This is a genomic window from Kitasatospora sp. NPDC004272 (genome assembly GCF_053603035.1).
Genome location: NZ_JBSGET010000007.1, coordinates 1 through 19,359, shown reverse-complemented (window position 1 = coordinate 19,359; position 19,359 = coordinate 1). Strand labels below are relative to the sequence as shown.

At 73.5% G+C, this 19,359-nt stretch carries 22 protein-coding genes; 7 read left to right on the top strand and 15 right to left on the bottom strand.

Annotated elements, in window-relative coordinates; translation table 11 throughout:
* Positions 1-73: 73 nt before the first annotated feature.
* The 5 genes from cysS to ACWEO5_RS04165 all read right to left on the bottom strand — a co-directional run bounded on the left by cysS (position 74) and on the right by ACWEO5_RS04165 (position 3,956).
* A complete protein-coding gene (gene cysS, locus ACWEO5_RS04185) occupies positions 74-1,468 on the bottom strand; it encodes a cysteine--tRNA ligase (RefSeq protein ID WP_452159940.1) in 1,395 nt (464 codons plus the stop codon).
* Positions 1,469-1,534: 66 nt separating this feature from the next.
* On the bottom strand, positions 1,535-1,930 hold the full coding sequence (locus ACWEO5_RS04180) for a PPOX class F420-dependent oxidoreductase (protein ID WP_344558882.1): 396 nt from the start codon (positions 1,928-1,930) through the stop codon (positions 1,535-1,537).
* A 44-nt stretch (positions 1,931-1,974) separates the two neighbouring features.
* Positions 1,975-2,472, bottom strand: a complete 498-nt coding sequence (gene ispF / locus ACWEO5_RS04175) for a 2-C-methyl-D-erythritol 2,4-cyclodiphosphate synthase (RefSeq protein ID WP_344558880.1) — start codon at positions 2,470-2,472, stop codon at positions 1,975-1,977.
* Positions 2,462-3,223, bottom strand: a complete 762-nt coding sequence (gene ispD, locus ACWEO5_RS04170; RefSeq protein ID WP_376059978.1) for a 2-C-methyl-D-erythritol 4-phosphate cytidylyltransferase — start codon at positions 3,221-3,223, stop codon at positions 2,462-2,464. Before ispD ends, ispF begins: the two co-directional genes overlap by 11 nt.
* Before the next feature lie 250 nt (positions 3,224-3,473).
* Positions 3,474-3,956, bottom strand: coding sequence for a CarD family transcriptional regulator (locus ACWEO5_RS04165; RefSeq protein WP_014136563.1), 483 nt, complete (start codon positions 3,954-3,956; stop codon positions 3,474-3,476).
* Positions 3,957-4,331: 375 nt separating this feature from the next.
* Between ACWEO5_RS04165 and ACWEO5_RS04160 the strand changes: the two genes are divergently transcribed.
* A complete protein-coding gene (locus ACWEO5_RS04160; RefSeq protein ID WP_452159937.1) occupies positions 4,332-5,021 on the top strand; it encodes a DUF461 domain-containing protein in 690 nt (229 codons plus the stop codon).
* A 90-nt stretch (positions 5,022-5,111) separates the two neighbouring features.
* Here ACWEO5_RS04160 and ACWEO5_RS04155 read toward each other — a convergent pair whose 3' ends face one another.
* The gene (locus ACWEO5_RS04155; RefSeq protein WP_033250991.1) at positions 5,112-5,804 is read right to left on the bottom strand and encodes a response regulator transcription factor; all 693 of its coding nucleotides are present in this window, start codon (positions 5,802-5,804) and stop codon (positions 5,112-5,114) included.
* Positions 5,801-7,072: a sensor histidine kinase gene (locus ACWEO5_RS04150; protein WP_452159934.1), complete on the bottom strand. Its 1,272-nt coding sequence runs from the start codon at positions 7,070-7,072 to the stop codon at positions 5,801-5,803. The genes ACWEO5_RS04155 and ACWEO5_RS04150 overlap by 4 nt, the downstream gene beginning before the upstream one ends.
* Before the next feature lie 285 nt (positions 7,073-7,357).
* Between ACWEO5_RS04150 and phoU the strand changes: the two genes are divergently transcribed.
* Positions 7,358-8,032 (top strand): phosphate signaling complex protein PhoU, encoded by a 675-nt coding sequence (gene phoU, locus ACWEO5_RS04145; RefSeq protein ID WP_452159932.1) that lies wholly within the window; start codon positions 7,358-7,360, stop codon positions 8,030-8,032.
* A 148-nt stretch (positions 8,033-8,180) separates the two neighbouring features.
* Positions 8,181-8,360 (top strand): hypothetical protein, encoded by a 180-nt coding sequence (locus ACWEO5_RS04140; RefSeq protein ID WP_452159930.1) that lies wholly within the window; start codon positions 8,181-8,183, stop codon positions 8,358-8,360.
* A 93-nt stretch (positions 8,361-8,453) separates the two neighbouring features.
* Here the strand turns inward: ACWEO5_RS04140 and ACWEO5_RS04135 are convergent, their stop codons facing one another.
* The 3 genes from ACWEO5_RS04135 to ACWEO5_RS04125 all read right to left on the bottom strand — a co-directional run bounded on the left by ACWEO5_RS04135 (position 8,454) and on the right by ACWEO5_RS04125 (position 10,764).
* Positions 8,454-9,044, bottom strand: coding sequence for a lytic polysaccharide monooxygenase auxiliary activity family 9 protein (locus ACWEO5_RS04135; protein WP_344558872.1), 591 nt, complete (start codon positions 9,042-9,044; stop codon positions 8,454-8,456).
* A gap of 194 nt (positions 9,045-9,238) precedes the next feature.
* A complete protein-coding gene (locus ACWEO5_RS04130) occupies positions 9,239-9,784 on the bottom strand; it encodes a GIY-YIG nuclease family protein (RefSeq protein ID WP_452159927.1) in 546 nt (181 codons plus the stop codon).
* 221 nt (positions 9,785-10,005) lie between these two features.
* Positions 10,006-10,764 carry a phosphoglyceromutase gene (locus tag ACWEO5_RS04125; RefSeq protein ID WP_344558870.1) on the bottom strand — a complete coding sequence of 253 codons (759 nt, stop codon included), beginning with the start codon at positions 10,762-10,764 and terminating at the stop codon, positions 10,006-10,008.
* 161 nt (positions 10,765-10,925) lie between these two features.
* On the opposite strand from ACWEO5_RS04125, the gene ACWEO5_RS04120 reads away from it, so the two are divergent.
* Entirely contained in the window at positions 10,926-12,182 is a 1,257-nt protein-coding gene (locus tag ACWEO5_RS04120) for an MDR family MFS transporter (RefSeq protein WP_452159925.1), read from the top strand.
* A 7-nt stretch (positions 12,183-12,189) separates the two neighbouring features.
* On the opposite strand, the gene ACWEO5_RS04115 is transcribed toward ACWEO5_RS04120, so the two are convergent.
* The 3 genes from ACWEO5_RS04115 to mshA form a co-directional block, all read right to left on the bottom strand.
* Positions 12,190-12,687 carry an SLATT domain-containing protein gene (locus tag ACWEO5_RS04115; protein ID WP_452159923.1) on the bottom strand — a complete coding sequence of 166 codons (498 nt, stop codon included), beginning with the start codon at positions 12,685-12,687 and terminating at the stop codon, positions 12,190-12,192.
* Between the two features lie 31 nt (positions 12,688-12,718).
* Positions 12,719-13,237 carry a YbjN domain-containing protein gene (locus ACWEO5_RS04110; protein WP_452159921.1) on the bottom strand — a complete coding sequence of 173 codons (519 nt, stop codon included), beginning with the start codon at positions 13,235-13,237 and terminating at the stop codon, positions 12,719-12,721.
* Positions 13,238-13,516: 279 nt separating this feature from the next.
* Entirely contained in the window at positions 13,517-14,860 is a 1,344-nt protein-coding gene (gene mshA / locus ACWEO5_RS04105) for a D-inositol-3-phosphate glycosyltransferase (protein ID WP_452159919.1), read from the bottom strand.
* 177 nt (positions 14,861-15,037) lie between these two features.
* Between mshA and ACWEO5_RS04100 the strand changes: the two genes are divergently transcribed.
* Positions 15,038-15,862, top strand: a complete 825-nt coding sequence (locus ACWEO5_RS04100; RefSeq protein WP_452159917.1) for a class I SAM-dependent methyltransferase — start codon at positions 15,038-15,040, stop codon at positions 15,860-15,862.
* 196 nt (positions 15,863-16,058) lie between these two features.
* Here ACWEO5_RS04100 and ACWEO5_RS04095 read toward each other — a convergent pair whose 3' ends face one another.
* Positions 16,059-16,595, bottom strand: coding sequence for an O-acetyl-ADP-ribose deacetylase (locus ACWEO5_RS04095; protein WP_452159915.1), 537 nt, complete (start codon positions 16,593-16,595; stop codon positions 16,059-16,061).
* 227 nt (positions 16,596-16,822) lie between these two features.
* Here ACWEO5_RS04095 and ACWEO5_RS04090 point away from each other — a divergent pair, with 227 nt between their 5' ends.
* Entirely contained in the window at positions 16,823-18,319 is a 1,497-nt protein-coding gene (locus tag ACWEO5_RS04090) for a PP2C family protein-serine/threonine phosphatase (RefSeq protein WP_452159913.1), read from the top strand.
* A 90-nt stretch (positions 18,320-18,409) separates the two neighbouring features.
* Here ACWEO5_RS04090 and ACWEO5_RS04085 read toward each other — a convergent pair whose 3' ends face one another.
* Complete coding sequence (locus ACWEO5_RS04085) at positions 18,410-18,745, bottom strand: DUF2516 family protein (RefSeq protein ID WP_344557862.1); 336 nt, start codon at positions 18,743-18,745, stop codon at positions 18,410-18,412.
* 397 nt (positions 18,746-19,142) lie between these two features.
* Between ACWEO5_RS04085 and ACWEO5_RS04080 the strand changes: the two genes are divergently transcribed.
* Positions 19,143-19,359 (top strand): transposase (locus tag ACWEO5_RS04080; protein ID WP_452159910.1); only part of this gene is annotated, 217 nt, incomplete at its 3' end.

The window sequence follows — 19,359 nt, the reverse complement described above, 5'->3', positions numbered from 1 at the left end:
GCGTCTGCTGCGTGCGTCGGGGCCGCACCCCTACAAAGGTACGGCCCCTGCGCGCCCCGGGGGGCTACTGGTCCTACTGGTTGATCGTCCAGCGCGCGCCGGACGGGGTGTCCTCGATCGCCAGCCCGGCCGCGCCGAGCTGGTCGCGGATCGCGTCGGCGGTCGCGAAGTCCTTGCGGGCGCGGGCGGCCTGGCGCTGGTCGAGCACCAGCCGGACCAGCGAGTCGACCACGCCGGTGAGCTCCTCGCCCTGGCCGGCGCCGTCGGCCCACTGCTCGTCCAGCGGGTCGAGGCCGAGCACGCCGAGCATCGCCCGGACCTCGGCGAGCCGGGCCGCGGTCGACTCCTTGTCGTCCGCGCCGAGCGCGCTGTTGCCCTGCCGGACGGCGGTGTGCACCACGGCGAGCGCCTGCGGGACGCCCAGGTCGTCGTCCATCGCCTCGGCGAAGGCCGGCGGCACCTCGGGCGCCGCGTCGACCGGGCCGCAGCGCTCCACGGCCCGCTCGATGAAGCCCTCGATCCGGCCGAAGCCGGTCTCGGCCTCGCGCAGCGACTCCTCGCTGTACTCGATCATCGAGCGGTAGTGCGGGCCGGCCAGGTAGTAGCGCAGCACGATCGGGCGCCAGCGCTTGACCATCTCGGAGACCAGCACCGAGTTGCCCAGCGACTTGGACATCTTCTCGCCCGCCAGCGTCACCCAGGCGTTGTGCACCCAGAAGTTGGCGAACTCGTCGCCGAACGCCCGGGACTGGGCGATCTCGTTCTCGTGGTGCGGGAAGATCAGGTCGAGCCCGCCGCCGTGCACGTCGAAGGACCGGCCGAGGTACTTGTGCGCCATCGCCGAGCACTCCAGGTGCCAGCCCGGGCGGCCGCGGCCCCAGGGCGTCTCCCAGCTCGGCTCGCCGGGCTTGGCGGCCTTCCACATCGCGAAGTCGCGCGGGTCGCGCTTGCCGGTCTCGTTGTCGCCGGAGGGCTGCCGGAGGTTCTCCAGCTCCTGGTTGGAGAGCGCCAGGTACTCCGGGAAGGTGGTGACCGCGAAGTACACGTTGCCGTCGGACTCGTACGCGTGGCCGCGCTCGATCAGGCCGCGCATCATCTCGATCATCTCGGGCACGTGGCCGGTGGCGCGCGGCTCGGCGCTCGGCGGGAGGCAGCCGAGCGCGGTGTAACCGTCGTTGAAGGCGCGCTCGTTGGCGTACGCGATCTTCCACCACTCGGTGGACTGCTCGCGCCCCTTGGCGATCACCTTGTCGTCGATGTCGGTGACGTTCCGGACGAACGTGACGTCGTAGCCGCGGTAGCGGAACCAGCGCTGCATCACGTCGAAGTTCAGGCCGGAGCGGATGTGCCCGATGTGCGGCGGTGCCTGGACCGTGGCACCGCACAGGTAGATCGAGACACAGCCCGGCACCAGCGGGACGAAGTCGCGTACCTGGCGGGTCATGGTGTCGTACAGGCGAAGGCTCACAGCGACCAGGGTAGTGGGCGGCGGGGGGTGCCCCGCCACCTTCCGAGCCCTTTGGCGCGCCCTCGTTCAGCCGATGTTGCCGACGATCTTGCGCGGGCTGAGCCGGACCACCACCCGGACGTCGTCCGGCCCGTCGAAGCCGTAGTCCTGGCCCCGGTACTTGCGCGACAGCTCGTCGATCAGCTCCCGGCCGCCCTCGGTGGTCAGGGTGACCTCGCCGCGCGCCTCGAAGTAGGTGTACGGGTCGTCCGCCGGGTTGACCAGCAGGCTGATCCGCGGGTCGCGCGCCAGGTTGAGGTGCTTGCGGCGGCCCTGCACGGTGGAGAACAGGATGTCGTCCCCGTCCCGCTTCACCCAGACCACGGAGGACTGCGGGCTGCCGTCGGGCTGCACCGTGGACACCACCGCGTAACTCTTCGCGTCCAGCAGTTCCTTGACCTTGCCGCTGAGCTCGACGCCCATGTCGCCTCCTACGTCCGGTTCTTGACGATCTGTCGGAACCCAGGCTAGGCGGCGGGAAGTTCGTAGACCAGCGCCGTGGCGATCGCGGCGAGTCCCTCCGCGCGGCCGGTCAGGCCGAGGCCGTCGGTGGTGGTGCCGGAGACCGAGACCGGGGCGCCGACCGCCGCCGACAGCGCGGCCTGGGCCTCGGCCCGGCGCTTGCCGACCTTCGGGCGGACGCCGATCACCTGGACGGCGACGTTGCCGATCTCGAAGCCCGCCTCCCGGACCAGCCGGGCCGCCTCGGCCAGCAGCGCCACCCCGGCCGCGCCCGCCCACTCGGGGCGGGAAGTGCCGAAGTGCGCGCCGAGGTCGCCGATCCCGGCGGCGGAGAACAGCGCGTCGCAGGCGGCGTGCGCGGCCACGTCGGCGTCCGAGTGCCCGGCCAGGCCGGTCTCGCCGGGCCAGTCCAGGCCGGCCACCCGCAGCGGGCGGCCCTCCTCGAAGGCGTGCACGTCGGTGCCGATGCCGACGCGGGGGAGGACCGGTCGGTCAGTAGCCATCGGTGGCCCTCCGGCGGGCGAGCACGGCCTCGGCGAGCACGAGGTCCAGCGGACGGGTCACCTTGAACGCCTCCTCGTGGCCGGGCACCACGACCACCCGGCCGCCGAAGCGCTCGATCAGCCCGGCGTCGTCGGTCACCTCGGCGCCCTCGGCGAGCGCCCGCTCGTGCGCGGCGACCAGCCCGGGCAGGTCGAAGCCCTGCGGGGTCTGCACCGCGCGCAGGGTGGAGCGGTCGGGCGTGTCCAGCACCGGCTCCGGGCCGGACGGCTGCGGCTCGACCCGCTTGACGGTGTCGGCCAGCGGCACCGCGGGCACCACCGCCGCCGCCCCGGCGCGGACGGCGGCGGCCACCGCGTCCACCACCTCGACCGGCACCAGCGGGCGGGCCGCGTCGTGCACCAGCACCACCCGGGTGCCCGCCGGAACGGCGGCCAGGCCGAGGCGCACCGACTCCTGCCGGCTGGCGCCGCCGGGCACCACCCGGACGTCCTTGCCGTCCAGGCCGTGGCTGTCCAGCAGCGAGACCACCTCGGCCACGCCGTCCGGCGGGGCGCACACCACCACCAGGCCGACCGCCCGGCTGCGGGCCAGCGCCCGGACGGCGTGCACCAGCAGTGGGACGCCGCCGAGTTCGCGCAGCGCCTTGGGGGCGCCGGGGCCGAGTCGCTCGCCGCGCCCGGCGGCCGGGACGACCGCTGCCGCGAGCTGTGCTGAGGCGTTCAGGTTTGGCTCCTCGGTAGTGATGGGTATGGCCCGTGCCGAGCGCGGATTACGCGAGCGGGCAGGCCCCCTTCCTGACTGCACGTTAGTGGAACCGCGCCCGCCGTTCCGCCATGTCACCGACCCCTTTCGGGCATGGCGAAGCGCCCGAGGTGCCGTTCGGGCACCACCGGGCGCTGCGTCACACCTGGCTCAACACCCCTGGTTCGACGTCTGGCTCAACGTCATTGCGGGGGTTGGAAGATCAGGAATGAACCGACTCCGCACCGAGCGGGTCGGCTCAGGAGGCGAGGACCTCGTCGAGCAGCGTCTCGGCCTTGTCCTCGTTGGTGTTCTCGGCGAGCGCGAGTTCGCTCACCAGGATCTGCCGGGCCTTGGCCAGCATCCGCTTCTCACCGGCGGACAGACCGCGCTCGCGCTCGCGGCGCCACAGGTCGCGGACGACCTCCGCGACCTTGATCACGTCGCCGGACGCGAGCTTCTCCAGGTTCGCCTTGTACCGGCGAGACCAGTTGGTGGGCTCTTCGGTGTACGGTGCCCTGAGCACCTCGAACACGCGGTCCAGACCCTCCTGGCCCACCACGTCGCGGACGCCGACGAACTCGGCGTTCTCCGCGGGAACGCGAAGCGTCAGATCTCCCTGCTGCACCTTCAGCACCAGGTAGGTCTTGTCCACACCTTTGATCTGGCGAGTTTCGATGGCCTCGATCAGCGCAGCCCCGTGATGGGGGTAGACCACCGTGTCGCCAACCTTGAACGTCATGTGACAGGACCCCTTCCGTGGCTTTCCAGAATAACACGCTTTTCGGCTGACTCGAAGGGCGTTTTCGCAGGTCAGGGCGGGTTCCAGGGCTTGACAACCACCCCCGTCGCATGCTGCGACCGGTGTTCGATCCGGGCTTCCCGCAGGTCGGAGGCGGTCTGACCGCGCGACGAAACCTCTGGTCACCGTCCCGAAACCATGATTGGATCTTGAGTTTTTGCCCCCGACGCGCCGGACGCCCCGGATCGTGATCGGACCGCGACACGGGGCCACCCCGTGAGAGCCGGATATGTGTGGTCGGTAGTCTGACCCTCGACCACCGACCGTGATCCGTTTTCCGCTGGATCGTCCCCCCATCAAGGAGAAGTCGCCGCCGTGAGCCGGAGCCTTCGACGCGGCGCTGTCGCCGCCATCGTCCTCGCCGCGATCGTCCCGCTGGCCGCCTGCGCCGCGGGCAACGACGCGAGCACGCTGCAGATCAAGCCGGACAACGCGGCGACGGCGATCGGTACCGACGTCAAGCTCAACAACATCGTGGTGGTCACCCCGAAGGGCACCGCCGGCGCGTACTCGGGCGCCGCGAACCTCACGGTCAACATCGCCAACACCGGCACCGCCGAGGAGGTGCTGACCTCGGTGAAGATCGACGACGCCGCCGCCAAGCTGACCGACGAGAGCGGCGCCGCCGTCTCGGACATCACGCTCGCGCCCGGCGAGTCGGTGCTGATCGGCGCCGAGGGCGGCCCGACCGCCTCGATCCCGACCTCGGACCTGTCGGTCGGCGGCTACGCCAAGACCGCCTTCACCTTCAAGAAGGCCGGCGAGGTCTCCGCCAACGCCAACGTGCAGCCCGCCGACGGCCTGTACGAGGGCTTCGGCCCGAAGTCGGCCGCCCCGTCCGCGGCCGCCTCCCCGTCCGCCGAGGCCACGGGCTCGGCCTCGCCCGGCGCGAGCGGCTCGCCGTCGGCCGGCGCCACCGCCAGCGGCTCGGCCTCGCCCGGCGCCACCGCGAGCGGCTCGGCCGGTGCCCCGGTCAGCCCGTCGAGCTCGGCCCCGGCCCAGTAGGACCCGTACGACGCCCCGGCCCGGCCGGGGACGGACGCGGAAGGGCCCCGCCGAGGCGGGGCCCTTCCTGCTGGGTGCGGGGGTCGCGGCCTACGGCTCGAACTTGTAGCCCAGGCCGCGGACGGTGACCAGGTAGCGCGGGGCGCCCGGGTCCGGCTCGATCTTCGCCCGCAGGCGCTTCACGTGGACGTCCAGGGTCTTGGTGTCGCCGACGTAGTCCGCGCCCCAGACCCGGTCGATCAGCTGCATCCGGGTCAGCACCCGGCCCGCGTTGCGCAGCAGCATCTCCAGCAGGTCGAACTCCTTGAGCGGCAGGTCGACCTTGGCGCCGTCCACCGTCACCACGTGCCGGTCGACGTCCATCCGGACCGGACCGGCCTCCAGCGCGCCCGGGGCGGCCGCGCCGTCGCCGCCGCCGTCCTCGCCGCGGCGGCGGAGCACCGCGCGGATCCGGGCGACCAGCTCGCGGGTGGAGTACGGCTTGGTGACGTAGTCGTCGGCCCCTATCTCCAGGCCGACCACCTTGTCGATCTCGCTGTCCTTCGCGGTGACCATGATCACCGGGACGTTGGAGCGGACCCGCAGCTGGCGGCAGACCTCGGTGCCGGGCAGGCCGGGCAGCATCAGGTCGAGCAGGACGAGGTCGGCTCCGTTGCGCTCGAACTGCTCCAGCGCGTCGGGCCCGGTGGCGGCGACCGCCACCTCGAAGCCCTCCTTGCGGAGCATGTACGACAGGGCGTCGCTGAACGACTCCTCGTCCTCGACCACCAGTACACGGGTCACGATCGGGCCTCCGGGGCAGGAAGTGTGGTTGCTGCGTGGTTTTCGGGGTCCTCGACCGGGGCCTGCCCGGCGGGGAGCCGCAGAGTGAAGGTGGAACCCTGGCCCTCGACGCTCCACACCGACACGGTGCCGCGGTGCGAGGCGGCGACGTGCTTCACGATGGACAGGCCGAGGCCGGTGCCACCGGTGAGGCGGGAGCGGGCGGGGTCCACCCGGTAGAAGCGTTCGAAGATCCGCTCGCGGTCCTTCTCCGAGATGCCGATGCCCTGGTCGGTCACCGAGATCTCGATCAGCTCGCCGTCCGCCTCGCCCAGCGCCGCGGCGCTGGAGATCCGGCGGGTGGCGAGGGCGACCCTGGTGCGCGGCGGACTGTAGTTCACCGCGTTCTCCACCAGGTTGCCGAGGGCGGCGGCCAGCTGGCCGCGGTTGCCGACCAGGTACAGGCCGGTGGTGCCGCCCGCCGCGATGACGATCTGCTTGGCCGCGGCGGTCTGCCGGCAGCGGTCGATCGCCTCGGCGATCAGCTCGTCCACCGCGACCGGCTCCGGGTCGACCTTGAGCTGGTCGTCCTGCACCCGGGACAGGTCGATGATCTCCTGCACCAGGCTGGCCAGCCGGGTCGCCTCGACCTGCATCCGGCCGGCGAAGCGCTGCACCGCCTCCGGGTCGTCGGAGGCGTCCGCGACGGCCTCGGAGAGCAGCGAGAGCGCGCCCACCGGGGTCTTCAGCTCGTGCGAGACGTTCGCCACGAAGTCGCGCCGGATCGCCTCGATCCGGCGGCGCTCGGTGCGGTCCTCGACCAGCACCAGCACCAGCCGGGAGCCCAGCGGGGCGACCCGGACCGAGACCGCCAGCGGCTCGGCGGTGCGGGCCGAGGCGCCGGGGCGGGTCAGCTCCAGCTCGATCTGCCGGATCTCGCCGTCCCGCCGGGTGGAGCGGGCCAGCGACAGCATCTGGTCCACGGCCACCTTGCCGCCGCGGACCAGGCCCATCGCGTAGGCGGCGGAGGAGGCCTTCACCACCTCGTCGCCCTCGCCGAGCACGATCGCGCAGGAGCGCAGCACCGAGAGCACGGTGTCCACGCCCGGGGGCAGCGCCGGTTCCTGGTCCAACTCCGCCGTCGCGCCGGTCCTGCTCGTCCTGCCGGTCCTGCCGCTCCTGTCGCGGGCCTGCTCGCGCTCGCTCCAGCGGAAGGCGATGGAGGCGGTGAGGCCGACGCCGAGCCCGGCTATGGCGCAGGCAGCGGCGGCGGCCACGTTCACGTCCATGCCAGTCAGCGTAAATGGTGCTCGGGCGCGCTCCGTAAGGGTGCGATCAAGGCATCGGCCTGACGTTGCCGAGAATTCACCTTCAAGCTGCCGGTGGTTCACCGCAGAGGCCGTGGGAGGTCGCCCGAACGGCCCAGTCTGGGCCGGGCAAGCCCGTGCGGGCGGTGACGCGGCTACCATTCGCGCCACCAGCAGCGGCCGCCCGCGCCCACCGCCCTCCGGCGGACCGGTCCGGGGCGTCCGGTCGGCACCGCCACCGACACCGGTACTGGAGGAGAAGAGCGCATGCGCGACGCGTACCACGAGGAACTCGACTCGATCAGCGACAGCCTGGTCGAGATGGCACGCCTGGTCGGCTCGGCGATGGGCCGGGCCACCACCGCCCTGCTGGACGCGGACCTCGACCTGGCGGAGAGCGTGATCGCCGCCGACGAGAAGATCAACGGCCTGCACCACGACCTGGAGAACCGCGCCATCGACCTGCTGGCCCGCCAGCAGCCGGTCGCCACCGACCTGCGGATCGTCGTCACCTCGCTGCGGATGAGCGCCGACCTGGAGCGCTGCGGGGACCTGGCCCGGCACGTCGCCAAGGTCGCCCGGCTGCGCTACCCGGAGACCGCCGTCCCCAACGACCTGCACCCGATCGTGCTGGAGATGGGGCAGCTCGCCCAGCGCCTGGTCGCCAAGGCCGGCCTGGTGATCGCCACCAAGGACGTCGACAAGGCGCTGGAGCTGGAGGCGGACGACGACGCCATCGACGCCCTGCACCGCGAGCTGTTCTCGCACCTGCTGGACGACCGCTGGCACCACGGCATCGAGACCGCGGTGGACGTCACCCTGGTCGGCCGCTACTACGAGCGCTTCGCCGACCACGCGGTCTCGGTCGCCAAGCGCGTGGTGTACCTGGTCACCGGCGAGCACGTGGGCGACTTCGTGGCCACCGCGGAGCCCGCCCAGTAGGACCTGCCGCCCGGGCGAGGGGGCGCACGGGGGCCGAACCGCCAGCCCCCGCGCGCCCGTTGACGTGCCGTCGACCGACGGGTTTCACTCGAAGGGACGGGCACTCCCCTCGGGCTGCCCGGCTCCGCCCGGACGAGGAGGCAGCGCGATGAAGACGACCGGCACCCCGACCACTCCCCCGCCCGGCCCGACCGCCCCGGCCCAGGCCCGGCTGCTGCCGGTCCTCGCCGCGGGCTGCGGCTGCGGCCCCGGCTGCGGCTGCGGCTGCCAGTCCGGCGCGCCCTGCCAGTGCGGCGGGGCGACCGGCGGCTGCTGCGGCGGCCACTGACGGCGGCCGCCGTCAACGGTGTTGATACCGAAGGCCGGACGGCCGGGCGCCCCCTCTGGAAGGGTGCCCGGCCGTCCTGCTTCCTCCCCGGCGTCAGGAGAAGTTGACGTCCATGCACTGGTAGAACGCGTTGCCGGTGTCCGCGATGTCCCAGACCGCCAGGATCACCTGGTGGCCGGTCAGCCCGGAGGGCAGCGTCGCGGTGTGGCTGAGCGTGGCCGGGGGCTGCTTGCCGCCCATCGGCACGGTCAGGAACGGGGTCAGGTTCAGGTTCGACCTGGTGATCTTGGTGGTGGCGTCGTAGCCCGGCTTGGTGAGGAAGTACCGGAACGACGTGGTGGCGTGCCGCGCCTCGATGCTCCAGGTCAGCGTCAGCTGCTGCCCGGCGGTCACCTTGGTGGTCGGCCAGGCGCCACCGCGCGGGTCGTCCAGCTGGGCCCAGCGCGAGTCCGCGCCGGCACACAGCGTGCCGTCCGCCGGACCGGCGTTCGGGAAGCCCTTCGGCCCCTCGACGCTCTGCGGCTCCCACTGGATCTCGCCGCACTTCTTCACCACGCCGGCCCCGCACAGCCCGGCTCGGCTGGGCGGGGTGGTGATGTAGCCGTGCGAGCTGGCCGGGATGGCGGTGGCCAGGACCGCCGCGGCGGCCGCGAAGCCGACCGCGAAGATGTTGCGCTTGCGCATGGTGCTCCTCCGTGGGGGTGGATGGAGTGCACGACCGCGGGCACGCGGAAGGCCGCGTGGGGGGCGACCAAGATTGTCATGCCCGCGCCGACAGTGCTCCCACGCTAGAAGCCCCGCCTTCCCCCCGTCAATGGTCTGAACCATTCACGAACCTTAAGAAGGCTTTGCCGAACCCGAGTTGACGGCGCGTCCGATCACCTGACGACCGGCAGTGCGTGCGCCCGGACCCGGGCCGCCCGCCGCAGGCCGGTCAGGTCACCGTGGAAGCCGCCGCCCTCGTTGCCCGCCAGGTTGAGCGGCAGGTCGAGGGTGGCGATCAGCCGCGACTCCAGGTCCCAGGGCTCGGGCCGGACCGTCCAGCAGACCCGGGCGTGCTCCGCCATCCACGCGCTCAGCTCCGCCTCACCGGCCCGGCCGAAGGTCGTCCGGCCCCGCTCGCTGACCCGGCGCAGCTCCAGGCCGAGCAGGCAGCCGAGGCTGTAGCGAAGCGTCGACCCGGCCGCGTTGCCCCGGTAGTGGTAGCGGATCCGGGTGCGCAGGCTCTGTCTGCTGGGCCGCCCCGGCGGCATCCGACGGGGCGCGATCCCGGTGTACAGCAGCCGACCGACCGGCAGCGCCGGGTGCGGGGCGGCGGTGAAGTGCCAGCCGTAGACGCCGGGTTCGGCCGGCACCGGACAAGGGGCGGCCAGCACCTCCGCGGCGGTCCAGAGGCGGTCGGGGTCGGTGAGCGGGGTGTGCACGGGGCCTCCGGCGGGGTGCGGTGGGTACGGCGGACGCGGCGGACGTGGCGGGCGTGGCGGCTCGGGCGTGGCGGTTCGGGCGTGGCGGGAACGGCGGAAACGGCGGGCGTGGCGGGAACGGCGGAAACGGCGGGCGTGGCGGGAACGGAACAGCCCCCTGGGCCGGGGCGTCGTTGCGCCGGGCAGGGGGCTGAGAGGTGTGGGCGAGGGCGAAGGGGGTGTTACTTCTTGCCCTGGTTCTTCACGGCCTCGATGGCGGCCGCGGCGGCGTCCGGGTCGAGGTAGCGGCCACCGGCGGTGACCGGCTTGAAGTCGGCGTCGAGCTCGTAGACGAGCGGGATGCCGGTGGGGATGTTGAGGCCGGCGATGGCCTCGTCGGAGATGCCGTCGAGGTGCTTGACCAGGGCGCGCAGGCTGTTGCCGTGGGCGGTGACCAGGACGGTGTTGCCCGCGGCGAGGTCCGGCACGATGGCGTCGTACCAGTAGGGGAGCATCCGCTCGACGACGTCCTTGAGGCACTCGGTGTTCGGGCGCAGCTCGGACGGGATCTCGGCGTAGCGGGCGTCGCCGGCCTGCGAGTACTCGGCGTCGTCGGCGAGGGCCGGCGGCGGGGTGTCGTAGGAGCGGCGCCAGAGCTGGAACTGCTCCTCGCCGAACTCGGCGAGGGTCTGGGCCTTGTCCTTGCCCTGGAGGGCGCCGTAGTGGCGCTCGTTCAGGCGCCAGCTGCGGCGGACCGGGATCCAGTGCCGGTCGGCCTTGTCGAGGGCGATCTGCGAGGTGCGGATGGCGCGGCGCAGCAGCGAGGTGTGCAGCACGTCCGGCAGCAGGCCCTCGGCGAGCAGGAGCTCGCCGCCGCGGGCGGCCTCCTTCTCGCCCTTCTCGTTGAGGTCGACGTCGACCCAACCGGTGAACAGGTTCTTCTGGTTCCACTGGCTCTCGCCGTGGCGGAGCAGGATCAAGCGATAGGTCGTGTCAGCCATGGGGCCAAGCCTAGTGGAGGGGGAAATCCGGTCGCTCGGGTGTCCACTCGGGATGTAATGTTCGCTCATCGGTTTCGACTCTTACCGTTCCACCCGCCCCGCGGGCGGCCGCCCCACCCTGCCCGCGGCCGTTCGGGGCCGTACCGCCCGGGAGCCTCCCCATGCCCCTCCTCGCCCGCCTGGCCGCCGAAGCACGCAGAGCGGGCGGCGGGCTCCCCCGCCAGTTCTGGTGGCTGTGGACGTCCACCCTGGTGAACCGCCTCGGCGGCTTCGTGGTCACCTTCCTGGCCATGTACCTCACCCACGACCGCGGCTACTCGGCGGCGTACGCGGGCCTGGTGGCCTCGCTGTTCGGGCTCGGCTCGGCGGTGGCCGCGATCGGCGCGGGGGTGCTGACCGACCGGCTGGGGCGGCGGCCGACCCTGCTGGCGGCGCAGCTGTCCACCGCGCTGTTCACCGCGGTGCTCGGGTTCACCGACGGGCCGGTGGCGATCGCCGCGGTGGCCTTCCTGGTCGGTCTGGCCAGTAACGCGTCCCGTCCGGCGGTCAGCGCGATGATCGCCGACCTGGTACCCGCCGCGGACCGGGTCCGGGCGTACGCGCTGAACTACTGGGCGATCAACATCGGCTTCGGCGCCTCCGCCGCGGTGGCCGGGGTGATCGCCCTGCACGACTACCTGACGCTGTTCCTGCTGGACGCGCTGACCACGCTGCTGTGCGCGGTGGTGGTGTTCGTGAAGGTCCCCGAGACGCGGCCGGAGGCCGCGCCGGCCGCGGTGAGGGAACCGCGGGTCGGGCTGGGCTCGGTCTTCCGGGACGGCCCGTTCATGGCCGTGGTCGCGGTGAACCTGCTGCTGGCGCTGGTCGTCCAGCAGGGCTCCACCACACTGCCGGTCGACATGGGCGAGCACGGCCTCTCGGCCGCCCGGTTCGGCCTGGTGATCAGCCTGAACGGGCTGCTGATCGTGCTGCTCCAGCTCCCGCTGACCAGGCTGATGGAACGGCACGACCGGACCGCCCTGCTGGTGGTCGGCGCACTGCTGACCGGCTGGGGCTTCGGCCTGACCGCACTGGCCGGCTCCTCCGCCGGGCTGTACGCGCTGACGGTGGCGGTCTGGACGGTCGGCGAGATCGTCACCTCGCCGACCATGATGGCGCTGGTCGCCGAGCACTCCCCGGCCCGGGCCCGCGGCCGCTACCAGGGCGTCTACTCGCTCTCCTGGTCACTGGCCTCGTTCGTCGGCCCGCTCGGCGGCGGCCTGCTGCTCCAGTACGCGGGCAGCTGGGCCCTGTGGGGCAGCTGCGCGGCGGCGGGCACCCTGGCCGCGCTCGCCTTCGTGGCGATCGGGCGCCGCCGCCCCCGGCCGCCGGCGGTCGACGGGACGGTCGTCCCGACCCCGGTGGAGGCGGCGGCCTGACGGGCGCTCAGCCCGCCGCGCCGCCGGCCTCGCTCTGGCGCAGGCGGACCCAGGAGTCGTGGTCGTCCTCCAGGATCGCCTGGTACTCGTCGATCAGCGGCGCCAGCCGGGACGGCTCCGGCACCGCGCTGCCGTACTCGGCCTTCAGCAGGCCGAGGCGGCGGCGCAGCGAGTTCAGCCGGTGCACGGTGTCGGAGCGCTGGATCCACAGCGTGCGGTAGCCGAAGAACGCCGCCCAGGCGGCCAGTACGGTGACCAGCGCGCCGGAGACGAGTGCCACGTCCGCCAGCCGGGCCGCCAGCGGTTCGCCGACCTTCAGGCCCAGCAGCACGGTGACCAGCGCGGACAGGCTCACGGTGGCCAGTTGCAGGGTCAGCGCCCGACGCCGGTCCCAGTCGCGGCGGCGCCGGCGGTCCTTCAGCTCGGCTTCGAGCTCGGCCTCCAGCCAGGCCAACTTCCGCTGGGCGGCGGCGGATTCGGCGGATCCGGCGTATTCGGTGTCCATGGTTTCCTCCCCGGCCGGGAGGATACCCGGATCATGCCCCGGCGGGAGGGGTCTTCCCGTCCGCCAGGTGCGCGAAGGCCGCCAGGTTGCGGGTGGACTCGCCGCGCTTGGTGCGCCACTCCCACTCGCGGCGGATCGCGGTCGCGAACCCCAGCTCCAGCAGGGTGTCGAACGGCTCGTCGGCGTTCTCCAGCACGCTCCCCAGCAGCCGGTCCACCGCGTCGGGCGTCAGCGCCTCCAGCGGCAGCCGGCCCACCAGGTACACGTCGCCGAGCCGGTCGACGGCGTACGCCACCCCGAACATCCGGGTGTTGCGCTCCAGCAGCCAGCGGTGGAACGCCTCGTGGTTCTCGTCCGGCCGCCGGATCACGAACGCGTTCACCGAGAGCGTGTGGTCGCCGACCCGCAGCGCGCAGGCGGTGGAGAGCTTCCGCGTCCCGGGCAGCGCGGCGACCACCGTGTACGGGTCGGCGGCGGCCGGCTCCCAGGCGACACCCGCCTGGTCGAGCGCGGTGCGCAGGAGGGTCAGTGCGTCGTCCTTGGCAGCCATGCACCCCACGCTAGCCTCCTGGCCGGCGGGCCCGCGTGCCCAGGGGCTCAGGAAGAACGGCGAGAGGCGCAACAGGGGCTCGGGGAACGGCGAGGCCCAGGCTGCGCGAGGTTCACTGCCGTTGCGCGCATCTGCTTCCGGTTCCTGTTACTACGACGCAGCAGCACGAACCTTCGATGGGCTCCGGCCACCAGCAGCACGGACCCGCCGTTCCCCGGGCCCCTGACGGGGCCGATGCGCAGCACGGACCCGCCGTTCCCGGGCCCCCGGCTGGGGCTCTCAGGCCCGGGCGACGGCCGTCATCGCTCCCGTGTAGACCTCGGCGGTGGCTCCGGCCGCGGTGAGCCAGCCGAAGGCGGCGGCGTGGTCGGCGGCGGCGGCGCCGCGGACGGGGGTGAGGGAGGGGTCGGTGACGTAGGGGTGGAGGGCCCGGGCCCAGGCGTCGGGGTCGTGGCCGGGGACGAGGGTGCCGGTGCGGCCGTCCCGGACGGCGACCGGGAGGCCGCCGACGGCGGCGGCGACCACGGGGGTGCCGCAGGCCTGGGCCTCCAGGGCGACCAGGCCGAAGGACTCGCTGTGGGAGGGCATCACCAGGGCGGTGGCGGCCCGGTACCAGTCGGCGAGGCTGCGCTGGTCGACCGGGGGGTGGAAGCGGACCACGTCGCCGATGCCGAGCTGGGCGGCGAGCTTGTGCAGGCTCTCGGGGCGGGCCAGGCCGGTGCCGGAGGGGCCGCCGACGACCGGGACGACCAGGCGTTCGCGCAGGCCGGGGTGCCGGTCGAGCAGCCGGGCGACGGCCTTGAGCAGGACGTCGGGCGCCTTGAGCGGCTGTATTCGGCCGGCGAACAGCAGCACCGCGGCGTCCTGCGGGAGGCCGAGCCGGGCCCGGGCGGCGGCCCGGGAGCCGGGGCGGAACACGTCGAGGTTGACGCCGGGGTGGACGACGGCGAGCTGGTCGGGGCGGGCCGCGTAGTGGTGGGCCAGCTCGGCGGCCTCCTCCGCGGTGTTGGCGATCAGCCGGTCGGCGGCGCCGACCACCTGGGTCTCGCCGATCACCCGGGCGGCGGGCTCGGGGGTGTCGCCCTCGGCGAGGGCGGCGTTCTTGACCTTGGCCATGGTGTGCATGGTGTGCACCAGCGGGACGCCCCAGCGCTCGGCGGCCAGCCAGCCGACCTGGCCGGACAGCCAGTAGTGCGAGTGCACCAGGTCGTAGTAGCCGGGGCGGTGGCCTGCCTCGGTGCGCAGCACGCCGTGCGTGAAGGCGCACAGCTGGGCCGGCAGGTCCTCCTTGATGAGGCCCTCGTACGGGCCGGCGGTGACGTGCCGGACCAGGACGCCGGGGGCGAGCTCGACGGCGGGGGCGTCGTCCGAGCTGACGGCGCGGGTGAAGACCTCGACCTCGATGTCCAGGTCGGCGAGGCGCTTGGCCAGCTCCACGATGTACACGTTCATGCCGCCGGCGTCCCCGGTGCCGGGCTGGTGCAGCGGCGAGGTGTGGACGCTCAGCATCGCGATCCGGCGCGGTCGGCGGGCGGGCCCGGCGAACGCGGCGGGGGCGGCGGGGACTGCGGGGGCGGCCCGCCGCGCCCCCCGGCGGGGCGTGCGGACGAGGGGCTGGGTCACCTGCGGATGCCTCCCTGCGCGCCGGCCGTCTGGTCTGCTCTTCTCGTGCCGCCGCCCGCGGCCGGCGGCAGCGGGCGGATGGACTTCAGCCAGGGCAACGGGGCAGCGCGCCGTCCTATTCCCGCCAGCGGATCCGGGTGCCGCCGGCGGCGGAACGGCTGCGTACGCTTGGTGACCATGGCAGCGAGCGACACGCCGTCGTCCCGGGGCCGGTCGGGCCGGCCGGTGGGGACGATCACCCGGGGCACCACCAACACCAACCGGCTGCGGCGGATGGACCGGTGGATCGCGCACGCGGCGGGCCGGGCGCTGCGGGCCCCGGTGGCCCCGCCGGTCGCGGTGGACCTCGGCTACGGGGCGGCGCCGTGGACGGCGGTGGAGCTGTCGGCGCGGCTGCGGGCGGTGCGGGCGGACGTCCGGGTGGTGGGGATCGAGATCGACCCGGCCCGGGTGGCGGCGGCGCTGCCGATGGCCGAGCCGCCGCTGCTGGAGTTCCGCCGGGGCGGGTTCGAGGTGCCGCTGGACGGCGGGGCCAGGCCCCGGCTGATCCGGGCGGCGAACGTGCTGCGGCAGTACGACGAGGAGCAGGTGGCCGAGGTGTGGGCCCGGCTGTGCGGGCGGCTGGCGCCGGACGGGCTGCTGGTGGAGGGCACCTGCGACGAGATCGGGCGGCGGCACGTCTGGGTGGCGCTCGGCCCGGAGGGGCCGCGGACGGTGACCTTCGCGGCCCGGCTGGCCGACCTGGAACGGCCGTCCGAACTGGCGGAACGGCTGCCGAAGGCGCTGATCCACCACAACGTGCCCGGGCGGCCGGTGCACTCCTTCCTGCGCGACTTCGACCGGGCCTGGGCGGCGGCGGCGCCGCTGGGGGCGTTCGGGGTGCGGCAGCGCTGGGCGGCGGCCTGCGCGGCGCTGGCGGCGGACTGGCCGCTGCGGGACGGGCCGAACCGGCGGCGGCAGGGCGAACTGACGGTGGACTGGGCCGCGCTGGCGCCGCGTTGAGCCCGGGGCTCCCCGACCCGGGCCCCGACTCGGACGCGTGCTCGGACGCGTGCTCGGACGTCGGAACTCCCGTCCCCCGAGCAGCCGTTCGACGGTTCACTCGAACGAGTTATCGATTTACTCTGGCGTGTTGACGCCCCGTCACGCCACCATGGAGCCGTTCGGGTGGCTGTTGGCGCGGTCCCCCGGGCACCCGTCAGCCCGTCCGCCCTTCGACCTCGTTCCGCACCCGCTCGAACGCCGCGTACGCCTCGGCGTCGAACAGCACGAACCGCACCTCGTCCAGGTCCGGGCCCGTCGCGGCCACGGCCCCCAGGGCGATCCGGGCCGCGTCCACCAGCGGCCAGCCGAAGATCCCGGCCGAGACGGCCGGGAAGGCCACCGTCCGGGCGCCGAGCCCGACCGCGACCCGAAGGGATTCCCGATAGCAGGAGGCCAGTAGCTCCGCACGCTGCGGATAGTCCTCCGCCCGGTACACCGGACCGACGGTGTGCACCACCCAGCGGGCGGGCAGCTGTCCCGCCGTGGTCGCCACGGCCCGGCCGGTGGGCAGCCCCTTGCCGTAGTGCGAGGCGCGCAGCCTGCGGCACTCGGCCAGGATCTCCGGTCCCCCCTTGCGGTGGATCGCCCCGTCCACTCCGCCACCGCCCAGCAAGGAGCTGTTGGCGGCGTTCACCACCGCGTCCACCTGCTGTTCCGTGATGTCACCCTGCACCAGCGTGATCTGCGTCACCGCTGCTCACCTCCGGTCAATTCCGGTCCTCCAGTGGCGGAAACCTGTGGAAACCCTAGGCAAAGCCGCCACCAGGCGCGTGGCAATAACCACATCGGCGCCGCCCAGTCGAAGAAATCCTCGGAGATCACGTTATGGTCGCGGGAAGCTCCCCGATGCCCGGTGCCTCCCGGGCACTGCGGACGGACACCAGCCGTTGGTCTGTCGGGGAAAGGAAGGACCGACCGATGCCCGCTACGGGAGACGGGCGGGCACCCGACGCGACCACCAGCGCCGGTACCGCCGAACGCAGCCGCGGCCGCCGCGCGCACAGCGCCCCGCGCCCCGACCGGACCGCCGGTCCGCTCGCCGGGCAGCACGGGGGCCCGGCGCCGATACCGCATCCCCGCAGCACCCCCGGCAGCACCGAACCCGCCCGTCCCGCCGCGGGTTTCCGGGTCCTGGTGGTCGAGAACGACGGCCCCGGCCACACCCTGTTCGACTCGCTGGCCGCCGAACTCGGGCAGCACGTCGAACTGCACCGGGTGGACGGCATCCGGGAGGCCCTCGCCGCGCTGCCGCCGCAGCCCGGCTCCGGCCGCCGCGGCCAGCGCGCCCCTGACTTCCAGTGCGTCCTGCTCGACCTCGGCACGCCCGGCGAGCACCTCGACGCGCCCGGCGACGACCCGTCCGGAGATCCGTCTGAGGACCCGTCCGAGGACCCGTCCGACGGGCTGGACGGCCTGCGCAAACTGCTGCTGCGCGCGCCGCACACCGCCGTGGTGGTGCTCACCGACGCCGCCGGGGCCGAACTCGGCGCCGCCGCGGTCGCCGCCGGCGCCCAGGACTTCCTGCTCCGGCAGGACACCGGCGGCCCGCTGCTGGCCCGCGCCCTGCGCTACGCGGTGGAGCGCAAGCGCGCCGACGAGTCGCAGCGCCGGCTGGTCGAGGCCGAGATCCGCGGCCAGGAGAACGCCCGGCTCCAGCGCCACCTGCTGCCCACCCCGCTGCTGGACGGCGCCGGCCTGGCCTTCACCCGCCGCTACCGCCCCGGCCGCCGCCGCGCCCTGCTCGGCGGCGACTTCTACGACGCCGTCCGCACCAAGGACGGCCGGGTGCACGTGGTGATCGGCGACGTCTGCGGCCACGGCCCGGACGAGGCCGCGCTCGGCGTCGCGCTGCGGATAGCGTGGCGGACGCTGGTGTTCGCCGGGCTGACCGGCCAGCACCTGCTCACCACCCTGCAGCACGTGCTGGAGCACGAGCGCCGCAGCGACGAGATCTTCGCGACCCTGTGCATGGTCGTGCTGGACGCCCCGCCGGAGGACGGCGGCCCCGAGTCCGCCGATCTGTACCTGGCCGGGCACCCCGCGCCGCTGCTGCTCGGCCCCGACGGCCCGCCGGTGCTGCTCCCGCTCGACCAGGCCGGGCCGGCCCTCGGCCTGCTGCCCTGCGACGCGACGCACTCGGTCTGGCCCGCCCTGCGGGTCGAGCTCTCCCCCGGCTGGCGGCTGCTGATGTACACCGACGGCCTGGTCGAGGGCAAGGTCGGGGCGGGCTCGCCCCGGCTCGGCCAGGAGGGCCTGATCGAGCTGATCACCGACCACCAGGCCGCCGGGCTGACCCGCGGCCGGCTGGTCGACTCGGCGATCGCCGAGGTCGAGGAGCTGAACGGCGGGGCGCTCACCGACGACGTCGCGGTGCTGCTGCTGGAGCGCAACCCGGTGCCGGTGACCATGGGCTGAGCGGCCCGCCCGCCGTCCCCGGAACGCCGGACCGGAACGCCGGAAGGGCGGCCCCCCGCACGGGGGGCCGCCCTTCTCCGCGTCACTCCGTCACCAGGGGCCGTACGGACCCTGGTTGCTGCGCCCGCCACGGCCGCGGCCGTCGGTGAGCAGCTTGATCGCGGGACGGACGTCCACCACGTAGACGATCGAGGCGACCAGGCCGACCAGCGTCATCAGGCCGCTGACCGGGTTGGCCCCGAAGATCAGGTCCCAGACCAGGGAGAGGCTCAGGATGATCACCCAGAAGCCCTTGGTCTTCTTGTCCGCCGCCCGGTACGCGTCCTCCCGGCGGAACAGGGCGTCGCCGAGCGCGAACACCTTGAAGCAGATGATCGCCGCGGCGATCCACCAGAAGGGGTTCAGCAGGTCGACGTACAGGATCACCTTGAGCTCCTCACTCTCGTCTCCATCCTGACACGGCCACTGCCCCAGTCAACGGCCCCCGGCGGCGCGGCGTTCCGGCCCGGCCGCGCCGAAGGTCGGACCGGGCCGGCCGTGCCGAGGTCGGACCGGGCCGGCCGTGCCGAGGTCAGACCGGGCCGGCCGGGTCGCTCCACCCGGTCTGCTCCACCCGGGTCACTCCGCCTTGGGCGCGGCGCTCTTCCGGGGGCGGGGGGCCTTCTTGGCGGACGGCTTAGAAAGTGTGGGGTAATTGATCAACTGCGTGGCGTGATCCAGTGGCTGTGATCTTCGCGGTCGGGTGTCCGCGAAGATCGCCGCCATGTGCGTCTGTGTCTGTAAGTCTTCGTATGACTCGTCGTTGACGGATGCTCAGTGGGCTGTGATCGAGCCGCTGCTGCCGCGGCGCGATCCGCGCCGGGCGGGCCGGCCGCTGAAGTTCCCGCGTCGGCTGGTCGTGGACACCGTGCTGTACGTGCTGGTCACGGGTTGCGCGTGGAGGTTGGTCCCGCACGATCTGGCTCCGTGGGACGCGGCCTATCGGTGGTTTCGTGCCTGGAGTGCGGACGGGACCTGGAGCCGGGTCCACGACGCGCTGC

Bases quoted from the DNA above. Each gene is read 5' to 3' on its own strand.
- ACWEO5_RS04100 (WP_452159917.1), top strand. From the start codon at position 15,038: ATGGCAGCGAGCGACACGCCGTCGTCCCGGGGCCGGTCGGGCCGGCCG.
- phoU (WP_452159932.1), top strand. From the start codon at position 7,358: ATGCGCGACGCGTACCACGAGGAACTCGACTCGATCAGCGACAGCCTG.
- ispF (WP_344558880.1), bottom strand. From the start codon at position 2,472: ATGGCTACTGACCGACCGGTCCTCCCCCGCGTCGGCATCGGCACCGAC.
- ACWEO5_RS04180 (WP_344558882.1), bottom strand. From the start codon at position 1,930: ATGGGCGTCGAGCTCAGCGGCAAGGTCAAGGAACTGCTGGACGCGAAG.
- ACWEO5_RS04125 (WP_344558870.1), bottom strand. From the start codon at position 10,764: ATGGCTGACACGACCTATCGCTTGATCCTGCTCCGCCACGGCGAGAGC.
- ACWEO5_RS04150 (WP_452159934.1), bottom strand. From the start codon at position 7,072: ATGGACGTGAACGTGGCCGCCGCCGCTGCCTGCGCCATAGCCGGGCTC.
- ACWEO5_RS04090 (WP_452159913.1), top strand. From the start codon at position 16,823: ATGCCCGCTACGGGAGACGGGCGGGCACCCGACGCGACCACCAGCGCC.
- ACWEO5_RS04115 (WP_452159923.1), bottom strand. From the start codon at position 12,687: ATGGACACCGAATACGCCGGATCCGCCGAATCCGCCGCCGCCCAGCGG.
- ACWEO5_RS04110 (WP_452159921.1), bottom strand. From the start codon at position 13,237: ATGGCTGCCAAGGACGACGCACTGACCCTCCTGCGCACCGCGCTCGAC.
- ACWEO5_RS04140 (WP_452159930.1), top strand. From the start codon at position 8,181: ATGAAGACGACCGGCACCCCGACCACTCCCCCGCCCGGCCCGACCGCC.
- ACWEO5_RS04135 (WP_344558872.1), bottom strand. From the start codon at position 9,044: ATGCGCAAGCGCAACATCTTCGCGGTCGGCTTCGCGGCCGCCGCGGCG.
- ACWEO5_RS04120 (WP_452159925.1), top strand. From the start codon at position 10,926: ATGCCCCTCCTCGCCCGCCTGGCCGCCGAAGCACGCAGAGCGGGCGGC.
- ACWEO5_RS04165 (WP_014136563.1), bottom strand. From the start codon at position 3,956: ATGACGTTCAAGGTTGGCGACACGGTGGTCTACCCCCATCACGGGGCT.